Annotated in this window: 20 protein-coding genes; 12 read left to right on the top strand and 8 right to left on the bottom strand. The window is 70.7% G+C overall.

Features of this window, described 5'->3' with window-relative positions; all coding sequences use genetic code 11:
* Positions 1 to 10: 10 nt before the first annotated feature.
* On the bottom strand, positions 11 to 271 hold the full coding sequence (locus EV186_RS06575; RefSeq protein WP_133848130.1) for a UBP-type zinc finger domain-containing protein: 261 nt from the start codon (positions 269 to 271) through the stop codon (positions 11 to 13).
* A 60-nt stretch (positions 272 to 331) separates the two neighbouring features.
* Between EV186_RS06575 and EV186_RS06570 the strand changes: the two genes are divergently transcribed.
* Positions 332 to 2,119 (top strand): hypothetical protein, encoded by a 1,788-nt coding sequence (locus tag EV186_RS06570; protein ID WP_133848129.1) that lies wholly within the window; start codon positions 332 to 334, stop codon positions 2,117 to 2,119.
* On the opposite strand, the gene EV186_RS06565 is transcribed toward EV186_RS06570, so the two are convergent.
* Entirely contained in the window at positions 2,116 to 3,402 is a 1,287-nt protein-coding gene (locus EV186_RS06565; RefSeq protein WP_133848128.1) for an adenylosuccinate synthase, read from the bottom strand. The genes EV186_RS06570 and EV186_RS06565 overlap by 4 nt on opposite strands.
* Before the next feature lie 60 nt (positions 3,403 to 3,462).
* Here EV186_RS06565 and EV186_RS06560 point away from each other — a divergent pair, with 60 nt between their 5' ends.
* From EV186_RS06560 to EV186_RS06530, 7 genes are all read left to right on the top strand, one after another.
* The gene (locus EV186_RS06560) at positions 3,463 to 4,143 is read left to right on the top strand and encodes an acylglycerol kinase family protein (RefSeq protein WP_243753844.1); all 681 of its coding nucleotides are present in this window, start codon (positions 3,463 to 3,465) and stop codon (positions 4,141 to 4,143) included.
* Positions 4,144 to 4,348: 205 nt separating this feature from the next.
* Positions 4,349 to 4,993: an HNH endonuclease family protein gene (locus tag EV186_RS06555; RefSeq protein WP_133848127.1), complete on the top strand. Its 645-nt coding sequence runs from the start codon at positions 4,349 to 4,351 to the stop codon at positions 4,991 to 4,993.
* Positions 4,994 to 5,108: 115 nt separating this feature from the next.
* Positions 5,109 to 5,447, top strand: a complete 339-nt coding sequence (locus EV186_RS06550) for a YciI family protein (protein WP_133848126.1) — start codon at positions 5,109 to 5,111, stop codon at positions 5,445 to 5,447.
* On the top strand, positions 5,447 to 5,836 hold the full coding sequence (locus EV186_RS06545; RefSeq protein WP_133848817.1) for a YciI family protein: 390 nt from the start codon (positions 5,447 to 5,449) through the stop codon (positions 5,834 to 5,836). The genes EV186_RS06550 and EV186_RS06545 overlap by 1 nt, the downstream gene beginning before the upstream one ends.
* A gap of 162 nt (positions 5,837 to 5,998) precedes the next feature.
* On the top strand, positions 5,999 to 6,343 hold the full coding sequence (locus tag EV186_RS06540) for a YciI family protein (protein ID WP_133848125.1): 345 nt from the start codon (positions 5,999 to 6,001) through the stop codon (positions 6,341 to 6,343).
* Positions 6,340 to 7,596: an RNA polymerase sigma factor gene (locus EV186_RS06535; protein WP_133848124.1), complete on the top strand. Its 1,257-nt coding sequence runs from the start codon at positions 6,340 to 6,342 to the stop codon at positions 7,594 to 7,596. The genes EV186_RS06540 and EV186_RS06535 overlap by 4 nt, the downstream gene beginning before the upstream one ends.
* Before the next feature lie 65 nt (positions 7,597 to 7,661).
* Positions 7,662 to 8,849, top strand: coding sequence for an alpha/beta hydrolase family protein (locus EV186_RS06530; protein WP_133848123.1), 1,188 nt, complete (start codon positions 7,662 to 7,664; stop codon positions 8,847 to 8,849).
* Here EV186_RS06530 and EV186_RS06525 read toward each other — a convergent pair.
* Positions 8,846 to 9,247: a DUF3151 domain-containing protein gene (locus tag EV186_RS06525; protein WP_133848122.1), complete on the bottom strand. Its 402-nt coding sequence runs from the start codon at positions 9,245 to 9,247 to the stop codon at positions 8,846 to 8,848. The genes EV186_RS06530 and EV186_RS06525 overlap by 4 nt on opposite strands.
* 41 nt (positions 9,248 to 9,288) lie before the next feature.
* On the opposite strand from EV186_RS06525, the gene EV186_RS06520 reads away from it, so the two are divergent.
* The gene (locus EV186_RS06520; protein ID WP_133848121.1) at positions 9,289 to 9,543 is read left to right on the top strand and encodes a hypothetical protein; all 255 of its coding nucleotides are present in this window, start codon (positions 9,289 to 9,291) and stop codon (positions 9,541 to 9,543) included.
* On the opposite strand, the gene fbaA is transcribed toward EV186_RS06520, so the two are convergent.
* On the bottom strand, positions 9,512 to 10,546 hold the full coding sequence (gene fbaA / locus EV186_RS06515) for a class II fructose-bisphosphate aldolase (protein WP_133848120.1): 1,035 nt from the start codon (positions 10,544 to 10,546) through the stop codon (positions 9,512 to 9,514). The two genes, EV186_RS06520 and fbaA, sit on opposite strands and share 32 nt — an antisense overlap.
* 128 nt (positions 10,547 to 10,674) lie before the next feature.
* On the opposite strand from fbaA, the gene EV186_RS06510 reads away from it, so the two are divergent.
* Positions 10,675 to 11,607 (top strand): aldo/keto reductase, encoded by a 933-nt coding sequence (locus tag EV186_RS06510; protein ID WP_133848119.1) that lies wholly within the window; start codon positions 10,675 to 10,677, stop codon positions 11,605 to 11,607.
* Here EV186_RS06510 and EV186_RS06505 read toward each other — a convergent pair.
* From EV186_RS06505 to EV186_RS40675, 3 genes are all read right to left on the bottom strand, one after another.
* Entirely contained in the window at positions 11,604 to 12,491 is an 888-nt protein-coding gene (locus EV186_RS06505; protein ID WP_133848118.1) for a hypothetical protein, read from the bottom strand. The two genes, EV186_RS06510 and EV186_RS06505, sit on opposite strands and share 4 nt — an antisense overlap.
* Positions 12,492 to 12,561: 70 nt before the next feature.
* Entirely contained in the window at positions 12,562 to 13,008 is a 447-nt protein-coding gene (locus EV186_RS06500) for a nitroreductase family deazaflavin-dependent oxidoreductase (protein ID WP_133848117.1), read from the bottom strand.
* Positions 13,009 to 13,102: 94 nt separating this feature from the next.
* Positions 13,103 to 13,210, bottom strand: a complete 108-nt coding sequence (locus tag EV186_RS40675; RefSeq protein ID WP_341814442.1) for a VOC family protein — start codon at positions 13,208 to 13,210, stop codon at positions 13,103 to 13,105.
* Between the two features lie 228 nt (positions 13,211 to 13,438).
* On the opposite strand from EV186_RS40675, the gene EV186_RS06490 reads away from it, so the two are divergent.
* A complete protein-coding gene (locus tag EV186_RS06490; protein WP_133848115.1) occupies positions 13,439 to 14,359 on the top strand; it encodes an SDR family oxidoreductase in 921 nt (306 codons plus the stop codon).
* Complete coding sequence (locus EV186_RS06485) at positions 14,359 to 14,808, top strand: pyridoxamine 5'-phosphate oxidase family protein (protein ID WP_133848114.1); 450 nt, start codon at positions 14,359 to 14,361, stop codon at positions 14,806 to 14,808. Before EV186_RS06490 ends, EV186_RS06485 begins: the two co-directional genes overlap by 1 nt.
* Here EV186_RS06485 and EV186_RS06480 read toward each other — a convergent pair.
* Entirely contained in the window at positions 14,802 to 15,083 is a 282-nt protein-coding gene (locus tag EV186_RS06480; RefSeq protein ID WP_133848113.1) for a YciI family protein, read from the bottom strand. The genes EV186_RS06485 and EV186_RS06480 overlap by 7 nt on opposite strands.
* Positions 15,084 to 15,088: the final 5 nt, after the last annotated feature.

Raw genomic sequence — 15,088 nt, 5'->3', positions numbered from 1 at the left:
GAAGTTGTGCCTAGGCGCTGATGGCCTCGTCGATGAAGCACCAGTGCCAGGTCTCGCCCGGTTCGACCGACTGGATGACCGGGTGCTGCGTCTCGCCGTAGTGCGCGGACGCGTGCTTGGCGGGGCTCGAGTCGCAGCAGCCGACGTGGCCGCACGACAGGCACATCCGCAGGTGCACCCAGTCACGACGGCCGGCCGCGACGCAGTCTTCGCATTCCAGGGTGGCCGGGGGCTGCCGGTCGGCGGCCGACTGCAGGTGTGCGCATGTCATCGGTCCAGCATGCCACCGGGTGCTGTCCTCGGCGCGCGATCTGCGCCATGCTGCCAACCCATGGCGGACGGGACACTGGTCGATGACGCGCGGCCGAAGACCGAACAGCGCCCCGAGACCGAGGTTCCCGAACGCCTCACGGCCCTGCTGGTCGCGTTCGGCGCGTTCACGTGGCAGGCCGTGCTCGTGCTGCGCGGCTACTTCTGGCAGGACGACTTCGTCCTCATCGACCGCGCCGCGAACCAGCCGCTGACCGGCGCCTACCTGTTCGCGAACCACAACGGCAACATCACGCCGGGCGGCAACCTGCTCGTTTGGCTGGTCACCAAGCTCGCGCCCGTGAACTACCCGGTCGCGGTCGCGCCGATCCTGGTCCTGCACCTGCTCGCGTTGTTCCTGGCGTGGCGGCTGCTGACCGCGATCTTCGGCACGCGCTGGGCCGTGCTCGTCCCGTTCACGGCGTTCGCGCTGGCCCCGGCGCTGCTCACGTCGATGCTCTGGTGGGCCCAAGCGCTGGAGACCGTGCCGCTGGTCGTCGCCCTGCTCGGCGCGTTGCTCGCGCAGACCCGGTTCCTCGCCAGGGGGCGCAAGTGGCACGCGGTGGCCGCGATCGCGTGGACGATCGGGGGATTGTTCTTCTGGGACAAGGCTTTGCTGATCCCGCTGGCCGTGGTCGGCCTGACCCTGCTGCTCAGCGAGGCCAAGCGGCTGCGGGCGCTCTGGCCGCTCTGGGCGGTCTACGCCATCCTCGACCTCGCGTACTTGATCGCCTACCTCAGCCACACCGACGGCCCTGGCGGCATCGGTTCGCTGGACGGGGTTTTCCTCCTCATCGGGAAGCTGATCGGCAACACGTTCCTGCCGTGGTCGTTCGGCGGGCCGTGGACGGCGGCCGAGCCGTACACGACGGTCTGGGCGTTCAGCGCGACGTGGGTGCCGCTCGCCGTCGGGCTGCTGACCGTGCTGGTCATCGCGGGCAGCATCGTGCTGCGGCGCTCCCGCGCGGTGCTGGCCTGGCTGGTGCTGGCCGGGTACCTGCTGGCGATCGTCGCGCTGCTCGCGGTGGCCCGGCTGCCGCAGTTCGGCCCGGACGCGGGCAACGACCCCAGGTACGTCGCCGACGCGGTGCCGATGGCGGTGCTGTGCGCGTCGTTCGCGTTCCTGCGCCCGGCGGACCAGGTCGAACCCGTCGAGCCCAGGACGTTGCGGTGGCTGCGTCCCACGCTCGCCGTCGTCACGGCCGCGTTCGTGCTGGGCACGGTGGTCACGGCGATGACCGCGTGGCCGCAGTACTCGCACGCCCACGCCAAAGACTACGTGCGCACGGCGCAGGAGGCCCTGGGCCGCCAGCCGGAGACGACGCTCTACGACACGGGCGTGCCGCAGGACGTCATGGTGTCGTGGTTCGGCCCCATCGCCCGGACCTCGACCGTGCTGGGCCACCTGCCCGGCGTCCCCGCGTTCGACGCACCCGGCGGTGACCTGCGGATGATCGACGGGCTCGGCATCCCCCGGCCGATCGAGCTGGTCGGTGCGGTGCCCGCCCCGGCGGGTCCGGTGCGCGACTGCGGGTACGCGGTCGGCAACGAGCCCACCGAAGTGCCCTTGACGTCCACAAAGGACGGTCAACGACTGGTGCTGCGCCTGGGCTACTACTCCGCGCAGCAGGCACCGGGCAGCGTGCAGGCCGGCGTCACCAGCCAGGACGTGACGTTCCAGGCCGGGCTGCACGTGCTCTACGTGGTCGTGGACGGCCCGGTGGCCAAGGTCCGGTTGTGGCACAACAACACCGGCGCCACGGTGTGCGTGAGCGACGCGGTCGTCGGCCGGCCCCTGCCCAGCCTTTAGGTCAGCTCGTGGCGGACGATGGTCTCGTCACGGCCGGGGCCGACGCCGATCGCCGACACCCGCGCGAGCGACAACTCCTCGAGCCGCTCGACGTAGGCACGCGCGTTGGCGGGCAGCTCCTCGAACGTGCGGCAGTGCGAGATGTCCTCGAACCAGCCCGGCATCTCCTCGTACACCGGCACGGCGTGGTGCACGTCGGTCTGCGTCATCGGCATCTCGTCGGTGCGCTTGCCGTCGACCTCGTACGCCACGCAGATCGGCACGGTGTCCAAACCGGACAGGACGTCGAGCTTGGTCAGGAAGTAGTCGGTGATCCCGTTGACCCGCGAGGCATAGCGCGCGATCACGGAGTCGAACCAGCCGGTGCGCCGGGACCGCCCGGTGGTCACGCCGAACTCGCCGCCGGTCTTGCGCAGCCGCTCGCCCATCTCGTCGTTCAGCTCGGTCGGGAACGGACCCGAACCCACGCGCGTGGTGTACGCCTTGAGGATCCCGATCACGGTGCTGATCCGCGTGGGGCCGATGCCGGAACCGGCGCTCGCGCCGCCCGACGTCGGGTTCGACGAGGTGACGAACGGGTAGGTGCCGTGGTCGACGTCGAGCAGGGTGCCCTGCGAGCCTTCCAGCAACACGGTTTCGCCGCGGTCCAGCGCCTTGTTCAGCTCCAGGCGCGTGTCGGCGATGCGGTGCGCGAACTTCTCGCCCGCCGTCAGCACGGTCTCGGCGACCTCGTCCGGGTCGAGACCCTTGCGGTTGTAGACCTTGACGAGGATCTGGTTCTTCACGTCCAGCGCGGCTTCGACCTTCTGGCGCAGGATCTTCTCGTCGAGCAGGTCCTGCACGCGGACGCCGACGCGGGCCACCTTGTCCTGGTAGGCGGGCCCGATGCCGCGGCCGGTCGTGCCGATCTTGGCCTTCCCGAGGTAGCGCTCGGTGACTTTGTCGATGGCCACGTGGTACGGCATGATCAAGTGCGCGTCGGCCGAGATGTGCAGCCTGGAGGTGTCCACGCCGCGGGCCTCGAGCCCGGCGAGCTCGTCGAGCAGCACGCCGGGGTCGACGACGACCCCGTTGCCGATCACGTTGGTGACGCCGGGCGTGAGGATGCCCGACGGGATCAGGTGCAACGCGAAATCCTGGCCGTCGGGGAGCACCACCGTGTGACCGGCGTTGTTGCCGCCTTGGTAGCGGACGACCCATTGAGCACGCTCACCGAGCAGGTCGGTGGCCTTCCCCTTGCCTTCGTCACCCCACTGGGCCCCGATGAGCACGATGGCAGGCATGTGAAACTCCCCGTTGTCGCGGCGCGAATGCCGGTGGCGACACTAGCCCAGGAGGTTGTGGTGAACGCACTCGTGCTGGCCTGCGGAAACCCAGGCGATACAGCGACGGCTCCCGCGCTCACCCAACGTGACGGCGTCGAGCTCGTTCGGGTGACGTCCCGGCCGGGCAAGGCCGACCTGGATCCGGTGCTGAAGCGCCTCGACGGGGAGCGGCTCGTCGTGGTCGGCACCGACGCCGACCTGGCCGCGGTGGTGCTGCGGTTGCTGCGGGCCGAGCGCCTCGCCGACGTGCCGGTCGGGTTCGTGCCGGCGGGGACGTCCCGGGTCGCGCGGCTGTGGGGCCTGCCGGAGGACATGGGACGGGCCGTCGAACTCGCGCTGGGCGGCGACATCGACCCGCTGCCGCTGATCCGCGACGACGTGGGCGGGGTGCTCGTCGGCGCCGGCCTGATCCGCGGCGTGCGTGGCGTGGCTTACTGCGACGACGAAGTGGCGCTGCGCGGGCAGGCCGGGCGGATCGAGGTGACGCCGGACCCGACCGGCGGGGCCGGGCTGCTGGTCGAGGTCACCAAGACCGGGCTGCTGGGCAAGCGCACGACGTCGTTCCACGGGCGGGCGTTCCAGCTCGGCAGCGTGCCGACGACGGTGGTGCGTGACGGCGTCGCGCACGAGCGGGTGGTCTCGCGCTGGACGTGGTACCGGCACACGCAGGATCTGCGGGCCGTGCGCGGGTTGCTCTGATCGACTGCGGGTCGCGGTAAGCCGTCTGGATCAAGGCCGGTGGGCCGTACCGCCCAGGCCGATGGGTCTGACTTCGCTGCGTTATGCCGGTTACCGCCCGGTGTTCACTTTCCGTCTACAGAGTGTCACCCATCGGTGTTGCGCTTGTTCCTCCCCATGCGTCATGGTCGTTGCGATTTCACGTGACGCATGACACGGAGGCAAGATGTCAACCAGGTCGGGGAAAGCGTGGGCGTGCGGCGCCGCGTTAACACTTGTCACGGGCGCCACCATCGCGCTCACCTCGGGCGCGGCCGAGGCGACGCCGCCGGGGATCCCGGACGCGGGGACCGCGCAGAGCGAGCTCTCGATGCTGACCGTCGCCCCGGACGGGACGATGGACGGTTACTCGCGCGACGAGTTCCCGCACTGGCACACCGTCGAGGGCAGCTGCAACACCCGCGAGGAGGTGCTCAAGCGCGACGGTGACGGCGTCGAGGTCGGCTCGGACTGCTACGCGACCTCGGGCAGCTGGACCAGCCCGTACGACGGCGAGACCTGGACCTCGCCGTCCGATGTGGACATCGACCACATGGTGCCGCTGGCCGACGCGTGGCGCACCGGAGCGGCGGACTGGACCATCGATCAGCGCGAGGCCTTCGCCAACGACCTCGACGCGCCGCAGCTCTGGGCGGTCACCGACAACGTGAACCAGTCCAAGGGCGACAAGACCCCGGACGTGTGGAAGCCGCCGTCGCAGGACGACTGGTGCCAGTACGCCGAGGCCTACATCCAGGTGAAGACGAAGTACGACCTCACCGTGAACGAAGCGGAGAAAGCGGCCCTGGGCGACATGCTCGGCACCTGCTGACCTGCGGTTTCGCGCGAAGGGCGGTCCCGATCGGGGCCGCCCTTTCGCGTGTGTCGATTTCCCGGCGGGCCGATCGTCGTGATACTGCACGAGATCGACGAACTAGGAGTCCGCGATGCGTTATCTGTTCCTCATTTGCGCTGATGACAAGGCGGCGAGCCAGGTCGGCACGCCGTCGCACGAGCGCAGCCCGCAGGCCTGGCTGGACGAAGTGCAGCGCCGCGGCCTGCGCACGCTCGGCGGCCGCCTGCGTCCGGCCGCCGAGGCGAAGACGCAGCGCTTGCGCGACGGCCAGGTGCTGGTCTCCGACGGCCCGTTCGCCGAGACCGCCGAGCAGATCGGCGGCTTCGACGTCATGGAGTGCGCGGACCTGGACGAGGCCATCGAGGTGGCCGCGAAGCACCCGTTCGCCGCGATCGGCTCGATCGAGATCCGCCCGCTCTGGGACGAATGATGGATTACCTGCTGTTCATCTGCGGCGACGAGTCGACGTGGCCGGACATCAGCGCGGCGGAACTCGCCGGCGACCCGGCATCGCACGAGTGGGTGGCGCACGTCGAGCAGACCGGCGCGGTCAAGTTCGGCGCGAAGCTGCGCCCCACCCGCGACGCGAAGACCGTCCGCGTGCGTGACGGCCAGGTGCTGGTCTCCGACGGCCCGTTCGCCGAGACCGCGGAGCAGATCGGCGGCCTGGACCTGGTCGAGGCGCCGGACCTCGACCACGTGCTCGACTACGCCGCCCGCCACCCGGGCATCGACGACCTGACGATCGAGATCCGTCCACTGTGGCCGGACCGCCCGATCACACCGGACACACCGACCGGCCCCCAACCACAAGACTGACCGAAACCGTCACCCCTGTACAAGACCAAACCCCCGCCCATCCCGGGGGGCAGCCCAGGTCCAGTCTATCGCGTTGAGCAGGGGAAACGAGGGTTCGGCGGAATCTGTGGACAACTACCCGGGTGTGGAAAACTCGCACCCGCCAGGCTTCAGGAGACCGACATGCAGTACCTGCTCTTCATCTGTGGCAACGAAATCGGCCAGCCCGACGGCAGCAACGCCGACCTGGACAACGATCCGGAGCTGATCGCGTGGGACAAGGAGATCGCCGAGGTCGGCACGCGGCACCTCGGTGCCCGGTTGCGCCCGACCAGCGACGCCACCACCGTCCGCGTCCGGGACGGCGAAGTCCTCGTCAGCGACGGGCCGTTCGCCGAGACCGCCGAGCAGATCGGCGGCTTCGACCTCATCGAGTGCCCCGGCATCGACGACGCGCTCGCCATCGCGGCCAAGCACCCGGCGGCGCCGTTCGTGTCCATCGAGGTCCGTCCCCTCTGGCCGGCATGACCGACGCCGATCGCTCGGAAGACCAAGCGGACGCCGCACAGCAGGCGCTCGCGGCGGTCTACCGCACCGAGTGGGGCCGGATCGTCTCGACGCTGATCCGGGTCACCGGCGACTGGGACCTCGCCGAGGAGTGCGCGCAGGACGCCGTCGCCAAGGCCTTGGAACGGTGGCCGCTCGACGGCGTCCCGCGCAACCCCGCCGCCTGGCTGACCACGACCGCGCGCAACCGGGCCATGGACCGGTTGCGCCGCGGCGCCAACGAACAGGCCAAGCTGCGGGAGGTCGCCATGCTCGACGTGCCCGACCCGGAAACCGAGCACTTCGAGGTCCAGGACGACCGCCTGCGGCTGATCTTCACCTGCTGCCACCCGGCGCTGCCGTTCGAGGCGCGGGTCGCGCTCACGCTGCGCACGCTCGCGGGCCTGACCACCGGCGAGATCGCCCGGGCGTTCCTGACCAGCGAATCGACCATGGCCCAACGCCTCGTGCGAGCCAAGCGCAAGATCCGCAACGCGGGCATCCCCTACCGGGTGCCGCCCGCGCACCTGCTGCCGGAGCGCACGAGCGCGGTGTTCGCCGTGCTGTACCTGCTGTTCAACGAGGGTTACCGGGCCAGCGCCGGGGCCGACCTGATCCGCCGGTCGCTGTCGGCGGAGGCGATCCGGCTGGCCCGCGCGCTGGTCGAGCTGATGCCGGACGAGCCGGAGGCCGTGGGCCTGCTCGCGTTGATGCTGCTGCACGACGCCCGCCGCGAGTCCAGAGTGGACGATGCGGGCGAGCTGGTGACGCTCGACGAGCAGGACCGGTCGCGCTGGGACCAGGCGGAGATCGCGGAGGGCGTGGCGTTGCTGGAGGGCGCGCTGCGCCGGCGATCCCCTGGGGCGTACCAGGTCCAGGCCGCCATCGCGGCGTGCCACGCCACCGCGCGCACCGCCGAGGAGACCGACTGGCCGCAGATCGCCGGGCTCTACGGCACCCTGGTCCAGCTCGTCCCGTCGGCGGTGGTCCGGCTGAACCGGGCGGTGGCGGTCGCGATGGCCGACGGACCGGCCGCTGGACTGTCCCTTGTGGACGAGATCGGCGACGAGCTCGCCGAGTACGTGCTGCTGCCCGCCACCCGCGGCGAGTTGCTGCACCGGCTCGGGCGCGACGACGAGGCCGCGGTCGAGTTCCGCAAGGCACGCGAACTGGCGAGCACGGACGCCGAACGCAGGCACCTGGAACGCAAACTCGCGGCCCTTTCGGTGGAGTAAACCCCACCACGGTAGGCGTGCTGGCCCGCTCGGCGGCGCCGTTCATCGTCCCTAGCGTCTTCGCCATGCGAAAGACACTGATCACGGCGGTCGCCCTGGGGGCCGGGCTTGCCGTCGTCGGCGCGCCGGCCGCGACCGCCGCGCCCAGACCGGGCACCCTGGTCGCCGCCACGGCGCTCGACCGGCTGGACGCGGCCGGGGTGACCGCGGTGCTCGCCGACGGCGGCGCCGACACCAGCCAGGTCCGCACCGGTGTGCGGACGTACCGCCTCACCTACCGAACCGTTGGCGTGCAGGGGGAACCGACGACGGCGACCGGTCTGGTCATCGTGCCGCAGCGGCACAGCCGGGTGGTGCCGACCGTCGTGCACACGCACGGAACGTTGGCACGCAAGGATTACGCGCCGTCCACGGAGTTGGACAGCCTCGCGGGGATCGCGTCGCTCTACTACGCGGCGGCGGGCAACTTCGTGGTGGCACCGGACTACCTCGGACTCGGCCAGGGACCCGGGACGCACCCGTACGGGCACCTGCCGACCGAGGTGTCGGCGTCGCTGGACATGCTGCGAGCCGCCGGGGAGTTCGCACGCGACCAGCACCTCACGGTGGACCGGCGGGTGGCGGTGACCGGCTTCTCGCAGGGCGGCCGGGTCGCGATGGGGCTGGCCAAGCAGGTGCAGGCCGGGGCCGACCGGTTCTGGCGGCTGCGTGGCGTCGCGCCGGTCTCGGGCCCGTACGACCTGCGCGGCGCCGAGATCCCGGCGGCGTTCGACGGGCGGTTGGACGGCTACTCGGCCAACTACTACCTGTCGTACGTGGCGATCGCCTGGAACCGGATCACGCCGCTCTACGCCACCGCGTCCGAGGTGTTCAAGGCGCCGTACGACGCGTTCGTGCCGGGGCTGTTCGACGGCACGAAGGACGTCGAGGACATCGTGCCGCAGCTGCCGGCGACCCCGGAGGAGCTGTTCACCGAGGAGTGGATCGACCGGTTGCGGCACCCGAGCGGTGCGCTGCGCGGGTTGATCGACGGCGGCGACACGACGTGCGACTGGCACCCGCACGTGCCGGTGCTGATGATGGCCGCGAGCGGCGACCGCGACGTCACGATCGCCAACTCACGGCACTGTGTCAACCAGCTCAGAGCGGCCGGCCTCGGGGTGCACCTCACCGATTTCGGTGCCCAGGTTGATCACTTCGGCTCGGCGAAGGCCGCCCTGCCGCGCACCCTGGCCTGGTTGCGGACGATCTAGGCCAGCGCCTTGGCCGCCTCGGGGTCGGAGTCGACCAGGAACTGCGAGCAACGCTCGTACTCCTCGGTCTCCCCGATCGCCTTGGCGGCCTTGGCGAGTGCGCCCAACGCACGCAGGAAACCCTGGTTGGGGCGGTGGTCCCAGGGGATCGGGCCGTGCCCCTTCCAGCCGGAGCGGCGCAACTGGTCGAGGCCGCGGTGGTAGCCGGTCCGTGCGTAGGCGTAGGCCATGACCGGCTCGCCGCCCTCGAGCGCCTGCTCCGCGAGCGTCGCCCACGCCTCGCTGAAGTCGGGCCACTGCGTGGCCACCTCGGTCGGCGAGGTGCCGCTCTCCAGCGCCTTCTGCGGCTCGGGGCGGTCGGGCAACCGCGTCGGTTCCGGTCCCAGCAAGTTCGTCATATCGCCATCTTCCTGGATCAGTGGCCGTTAGCTTTCCGGGCATGAGCGAACGCAAGTGCGCCGCCTGCGGGTCTGCCGACCTCGAGTTCGGCTTCCTCCCGGAACTCCTCCACGGTGGTGGCGTCGGCATGACGACGTGGGTTTCCGGCCCCCCGCAGCGCAGCGCGTGGACCGGCCTCAAGGTGACGCACAGGCCGAGGTACTACGTCGAGGCGCACGGCTGCCGTGCGTGCGGCTTCCTGAACCTGTACGTCGGCCTGCCGATCAACCCGCCAGCATCCGGCCAGCCGACTTGAGCTGCTCGCACGCCTGGGTGACGCGGGTGCCCATGGCCTGCTCGGCGACCTTGAGGTAGCTGCGCGGGTCGTAGACCTTCTTGTTGCCGACCTCGCCGTCGATCTTGAGCACGCCGTCGTAGTTGGCGAACATGTGGCCCGCGATCGGTCGGGTGAAGGCGTACTGCGTGTCCGTGTCGATGTTCATCTTGATCACGCCGTACGAGATCGCCTCGTGGATCTCCTCCAGCGCCGAGCCGGACCCGCCGTGGAAGACCAGGTCGAACGGCTTCGAGCCGGCCGGCTGGCCGAGCTTCTCGGCGGCGACCTCCTGGCCGCGCTTGAGCACCTCCGGGCGCAGCTTCACCGCACCGGGCTTGTAGACGCCGTGCACGTTGCCGAACGTCGCGGCCAGCAGGTAGCGGCCCTTCTCGCCGGCGCCGATCGCGTCGATCGTCTTCAGGTAGTCGCCCTCGGCGGTGTAGAGCTTCTCGTTGATCTCGTTGGCGACCCCGTCCTCCTCGCCGCCGACGACGCCGATCTCCACCTCGAGCACGATCTTCGCCTTGGCCGCGGCGGCGAGCAGTTCGCTGGCGAGCTGCAGGTTCTCGTCGAGGTCGATGGCCGAGCCGTCCCACATGTGCGACTGGAAGAGCGGGTTGCCGCCGGCGTCGACGCGCTCCTGGCTGATCGCGATCAGCGGGCGCACGTAGCCGTCGAGCTTGTCCTTGGGGCAGTGGTCGGTGTGCAGCGCGATGTTGACCGGGTACTTCGCGGCGACGACGTGCGCGTACTCGGCGAGCGCGACCGCGCCGGTGACCGTGTCCTTGACCTTGGTGCCGGACGCGAACTCGGCGCCCCCGGTGGACACCTGGACGATCCCGTCGCTCTCCGCCTCGGCGAAGCCGCGCAGCGCGGCGTTGAGCGTCTCGGAGGAGGTCACGTTGATGGCCGGGTAGGCGTACTCGTCCGCCTTGGCCTTGTCCAGCATCTCCGCGTAGACCTCGGGAGTGGCGATGGGCATCGGGGGTCCTTCCTCGCAGGGGTGCTCTCGGCGGAATCCTACGAGCGCTCGACGCGGTCGGCCGGAGGGGATTAAGTCACGTCTGAATCGTTCGCCATCTGGCGTACCACAGGATTACGTTCGGTGTCATGACGATCATCGCGAAGACCGAACTCGACGTGTTCCCGCTGAACCTCGGCGGCAACGTGTTCGGCTGGACCGCTGACGAAGCGACCTCGTTCACCGTGCTCGACGCGTACGCCGAGGCCGGCGGCAACTTCATCGACACGGCCGACTCCTACGGCCGGGGCGAGGACGGCAGCCGCGGCGGGCGCTCGGAGGAGATCATCGGCCGCTGGCTCGCGGCGCGGGGCAACCGCGACCGGATCGTGGTGGCCACCAAGGTCGCCCGCATGCCCGGCTTCGAAGGCCTGTCGGCGTCGAACATCGCGACCGCCGCGGAGAACTCGCTGCGCCGCCTCGGCGTCGACCACATCGATCTCTACTACGCCCACTTCGACGACCCGGACGTGCCGCTGGAGGAGACCCTCGGCGCGTTCAACGAACTGGTGACGGCGGGCAAGGTCCGCTACCTCGCGGCGTCGAACCTGTCGCCGCAACGGGTGGCGGAGTCGCTGGCCGTCTCGCGCCGGGAGGGTTTCGCGGAGTACGTGGCGCTGCAGCCGCACTACAACCTGGTCGAGCGCGAGTTCGAGTCGACCTACGTGCCGTTGCTGGAGCGCGAAGGCATGCAGGCGTTGCCGTACTTCGCACTGGCCAAGGGTTTCCTGACCGGCAAGTACCGCGACCGCAACGCACGGGTCGAGGGGCCGCGCGCCCAGGGATCGCTGGCCTACCTCGACGACCGCGGCGAGCGGGTGCTGGCGGCGCTGGACCGGGTCGCCGCGGCGCACGAGACGTCGGTGCCCGCGGTGGCGCTGGCGTGGCTGGCCGCCCAGCCCACCGTGGTGGCGCCGATCGCGTCGGCGCGGACGGTGGAGCAGCTCAACGGCCTGTTGCCGATGGCCGACCTGAAGCTGACCGCCGAGGAGCTGGACGACCTGACCACGGCGTCGAACTAGAGCATTCCGTTGCGCCGCAACACCGACACCGCGCGCACGGTGGCGTAGCCGCGCCAGTCGAGGGCCGCGGCCGGGGAGTAGCTGTCGAAGTCGACCAGCCAGCCGCCGTCCGGCTGCTGCTGGTCGGCGAGGCGCCGCAGTTCGGCGTCGATCACCGCGGGCTTGAACAACGCACGCGCCGGACGGTCCGGCGACGGCGCGAAGTCCAAGGCGCGCAACGTTTCCCCGTCCGCGCCACCCGCGACGGCGGCCAGGCCGTCGGCCGGGACGAACGCCGCGAGGTGGTCGAGCAGGGCGGCGGCGTCCGGGTGGAAGCCGTGCGCGGCGTCGACGAACTGCACGGCGAAGGACAGCACGATGGCGTGCGGTGCCTCGGTCAGCTCCTCGATGGCGCGCACGCAGTACCGGGTCGCGCCCGTCAGCCATGGGTGCGTGCGCACGGCCTCGTCGTGACGAGCGACCCGCAACGCCGCGGCGGCCGCGAAGGCGGTGCTCTGCAGCGCGGACCGGTTCGGGTCGGCCTGCACCCAGAACGGCGCGCAACCCGCCGGGTCCGCGATCGGCAACGCGAACGGCAGGCCGCCGTCCGGAAGGGACGCCGAGGCGAGCCAGTCGCAGAGCCGCGCCGCGTGCGGAGTCGTGACCGGGGCGAGCTCCTCGAACACCTCGAAGGCGTGCAAGGCCCCGCCGGGCTGGCTCTCCGGTGCGCGCAGGTCGGGTTCGAGGCCCCAGCCGTAGCCGCCGTCGGGGTTGCGGTAGCCGTCGACGGCGGCGAAGACGGCGGCTGCGTCGGCCCGGCCGAGCAGCAACTCGAACCGACGGCGGTCGAGCAGCCGGCCGTGCTGGGCGAGGAAGGACGCGGCGGCGTCGAGGTTCGGGGTCACGCCGACAGCCTGGCACCGGGCGCAGGCCCCGGCCTTGAACGAATCGGTCGTCGTTTGGTCAGACCTGGGGTCAGTCCTGGGGCGAGAGCAGGACGACCGGGATCACGCGGTCGGTCTTCTGCGCGTACTCGGCGTACAGCGGGAAGATGCCCACCATCTGCGGCCAGAGCTGCTCGCGCTCGGCCGGGGTCGCGACGCGGGCGCGGGCGGTGAACCGGCGCGTGCCGACCTGCACCCCGACGCTCGGGTCCGCCACGAGGTTCTTGAACCACGCCGGATCGTCGTCTTCACCGGCCTTGGAGGCCACGACCACGAAGTCATCGCCCGAGGTGCCGTAGATCAGGCAGTTGCGGCGCGGCCAGCCGGTCCTGCGCCCGGTCGTGGCCAGCACGAGCACGCGCAGGTCGCCGGACTCGTGGCCCTCGGTGCCACCGGATTCGATGTACTTGCGGGTTTGTTCGGCGACCCAGTCCCACTTCGAGTCGATGGCGCGGTCCAGGTCATCGGCGACGGCCATGGGTTGCGGTCCTTTCCGGTGTGGGGTGCGTCAGCCGAGCTTCTCGGCCAGCGCGACGATGATGCCTTCCGGTCCGCGGACGTAGCAGAGCCGGTTAGGTGTCCGCATAGGACACAAGCGCGCCGATGAGTTCGGCGCCGCGGGCGCGCAGCCGGGCGAGGACCGCCTCGATGTCCTCGACGGCGAACATGATCCGGCGGATGCCGGGGGACGAAGAACGCGGTGGCGGCCGCGAGGTCGTCGACCACGATGCCCACGTTGTCCATGCGCTGGATCGTCACGATTTCCTCCCGTGTGGCGCGGCCCCTGTGGCCGTCCGACCGGGGGACGGAGCCGGCGCCGCGTTTTCGACACCCTCGCACCAAGCGCGGTCGATCAGATTCCTACTTAGCAGTAGCTTACTGACGGTAGGTTGGGTTACCGTGGCCGTATGGGAGCCACGAACCTGTTCGCCCGCAACCACGACGTCGACGGCAAGGTCGTCCTGATCACCGGGGCCGCGCGTGGTCTCGGGGCCGGGCTCGCCAAGCGCCTCGCCGTGCGGGGAGCGAAGCTCGCCCTGGTCGGGCTCGAACCCGACGAGCTGGCCAAGGTCGCCATCGAGTGCGGCCCGGACGCGATGCACGTCGAGGCCGACGTCTCGGACTGGGACGAGTTGAAGGCCGCGACCGACGCCGTGGTCGAGCGGTTCGGCGGGATCGACGTCGTGGTGGCCAACGCGGGCATCGCGGCCACCGGATTCGTGCGTTCGATCGACCCGCGCGCGTTCGAGCGGACCATCGAGGTCGACCTGCTCGGCGTCTGGCGCACGGTGCGCACCACCCTCCCGCACGTCATCGAGCGCAAGGGCTACGTGCTGGTGATCTCCTCGCTCGCCGCCGTCACGCACGCGCCCGGCATGGCTGCCTACGCCGCGTCCAAGGCGGGCGTCGAGGCGTTCAGCAACAGCCTGCGCGCGGAGGTGCGCCACCTGGGCGTCAAGGTCGGCGTCGCCCACCCGACGTGGATCGGCACCGACCTGGTCACCAGCGCCGACCAGCACCCGGTCTTCGGCCCGCTGCGCGCCGCGATGCCCGGCCCCATCGGCAAGACCTACCCACCCGAGGTGGCGATCGAGGCGCTGGAGAAGGGCGTGTTGCGCCGCGACCGCACCGTCCACGTGCCGGGCTGGGTCGGCGCCCTCAAGGTCTTCCGGACGTTGCTGCCGCCGGTCGTGGAGCTGGGCGGGGCCATCGCCGGGCGCGTGCGCAAGGCCGACTCGGCCGCGCTGGAGGACATCGCGAAGCGCGGCGCCGAATCCTCGCGGCCGGTCGGACCCGGTGGTGCCGCCTCGATGGAGCGGAGGCACTGATGTCTCGTCGCGCGCAGATCGTCATGACGCCCGGGGAAGCGCGGGCGTTCCTGGCGCAGAGCCGGACCGCGAACGTCGCGACCATCGGGCCGAACGGGCGCCCGCACCTGGTCGCGGTCTGGTTCGTCCCGCGTGGCGACGGCATCGCGACCTGGACCTACCGCTCGTCGCAGAAGGTCCGCAACCTCGAACGGCTCGCGCAGGCGACCGTGCTCGTCGAGTCCGGCGACACCTACGACCAGCTGCGTGGGGTCAGCATGGAGTGCGACGTAGCCATCATCGAAGACGTCGACGAGATCACCGCGATCGGCGTCGAGCTGTTGACCAAGCACGCGGGAGCGGCCGATCCCGGGTTCGTCAAGGCCCAGGCCGCCAAGCGGGTCGGCCTCGTGTTCACGCCGACCAGGGTGGTCAGCTGGGACCACCGCAAGCTCGGCGGCACCTACTGAGCGAACGCCCCGAGCAGGGGCTTCCATTCGCGCACGTGCCGCTTGGCCGCCACGCGCTCGACCGTGTACGGGTCCCGGGCGATCAGCTCGTCCAGCTCGGCGCGGTCGTCGACCTTGAAGATCGTGAAACCGCCGAGGTCGTCGGCCCACGGACCGGCGGCGATCACGGTGCCCTTCTCGATGAGCTCGTTGAGGTAGTCGCGGTGCCGCGGCCGCACGGCCATCAGCAGGTCGCGGTCCTCGGTGTAGGTGACGTCCACGGTGAACCAGCCCATGGGCG

Source organism: Labedaea rhizosphaerae (assembly GCF_004362825.1).
GTDB lineage: Bacteria > Actinomycetota > Actinomycetes > Mycobacteriales > Pseudonocardiaceae > Labedaea > Labedaea rhizosphaerae.
This window is presented reverse-complemented; position numbering and strand designations above follow the sequence as displayed.

Excerpts from the sequence above, each read along its gene's own strand:
- EV186_RS06550 (WP_133848126.1), top strand. The coding sequence starts at position 5,109 with ATGCGTTATCTGTTCCTCATTTGCGCTGATGACAAGGCGGCGAGCCAG.
- EV186_RS06480 (WP_133848113.1), bottom strand. The coding sequence starts at position 15,083 with ATGGGCTGGTTCACCGTGGACGTCACCTACACCGAGGACCGCGACCTG.
- EV186_RS06525 (WP_133848122.1), bottom strand. The coding sequence starts at position 9,247 with ATGACGAACTTGCTGGGACCGGAACCGACGCGGTTGCCCGACCGCCCC.
- EV186_RS06565 (WP_133848128.1), bottom strand. The coding sequence starts at position 3,402 with ATGCCTGCCATCGTGCTCATCGGGGCCCAGTGGGGTGACGAAGGCAAG.
- EV186_RS06520 (WP_133848121.1), top strand. The coding sequence starts at position 9,289 with ATGAGCGAACGCAAGTGCGCCGCCTGCGGGTCTGCCGACCTCGAGTTC.
- EV186_RS06530 (WP_133848123.1), top strand. The coding sequence starts at position 7,662 with ATGCGAAAGACACTGATCACGGCGGTCGCCCTGGGGGCCGGGCTTGCC.
- EV186_RS06545 (WP_133848817.1), top strand. The coding sequence starts at position 5,447 with ATGGATTACCTGCTGTTCATCTGCGGCGACGAGTCGACGTGGCCGGAC.
- EV186_RS06570 (WP_133848129.1), top strand. The coding sequence starts at position 332 with ATGGCGGACGGGACACTGGTCGATGACGCGCGGCCGAAGACCGAACAG.
- EV186_RS06540 (WP_133848125.1), top strand. The coding sequence starts at position 5,999 with ATGCAGTACCTGCTCTTCATCTGTGGCAACGAAATCGGCCAGCCCGAC.
- EV186_RS06500 (WP_133848117.1), bottom strand. The coding sequence starts at position 13,008 with ATGGCCGTCGCCGATGACCTGGACCGCGCCATCGACTCGAAGTGGGAC.
- fbaA (WP_133848120.1), bottom strand. The coding sequence starts at position 10,546 with ATGCCCATCGCCACTCCCGAGGTCTACGCGGAGATGCTGGACAAGGCC.
- EV186_RS06490 (WP_133848115.1), top strand. The coding sequence starts at position 13,439 with ATGGGAGCCACGAACCTGTTCGCCCGCAACCACGACGTCGACGGCAAG.
- EV186_RS06535 (WP_133848124.1), top strand. The coding sequence starts at position 6,340 with ATGACCGACGCCGATCGCTCGGAAGACCAAGCGGACGCCGCACAGCAG.
- EV186_RS06555 (WP_133848127.1), top strand. The coding sequence starts at position 4,349 with ATGTCAACCAGGTCGGGGAAAGCGTGGGCGTGCGGCGCCGCGTTAACA.
- EV186_RS06575 (WP_133848130.1), bottom strand. The coding sequence starts at position 271 with ATGACATGCGCACACCTGCAGTCGGCCGCCGACCGGCAGCCCCCGGCC.
- EV186_RS06485 (WP_133848114.1), top strand. The coding sequence starts at position 14,359 with ATGTCTCGTCGCGCGCAGATCGTCATGACGCCCGGGGAAGCGCGGGCG.
- EV186_RS06510 (WP_133848119.1), top strand. The coding sequence starts at position 10,675 with ATGACGATCATCGCGAAGACCGAACTCGACGTGTTCCCGCTGAACCTC.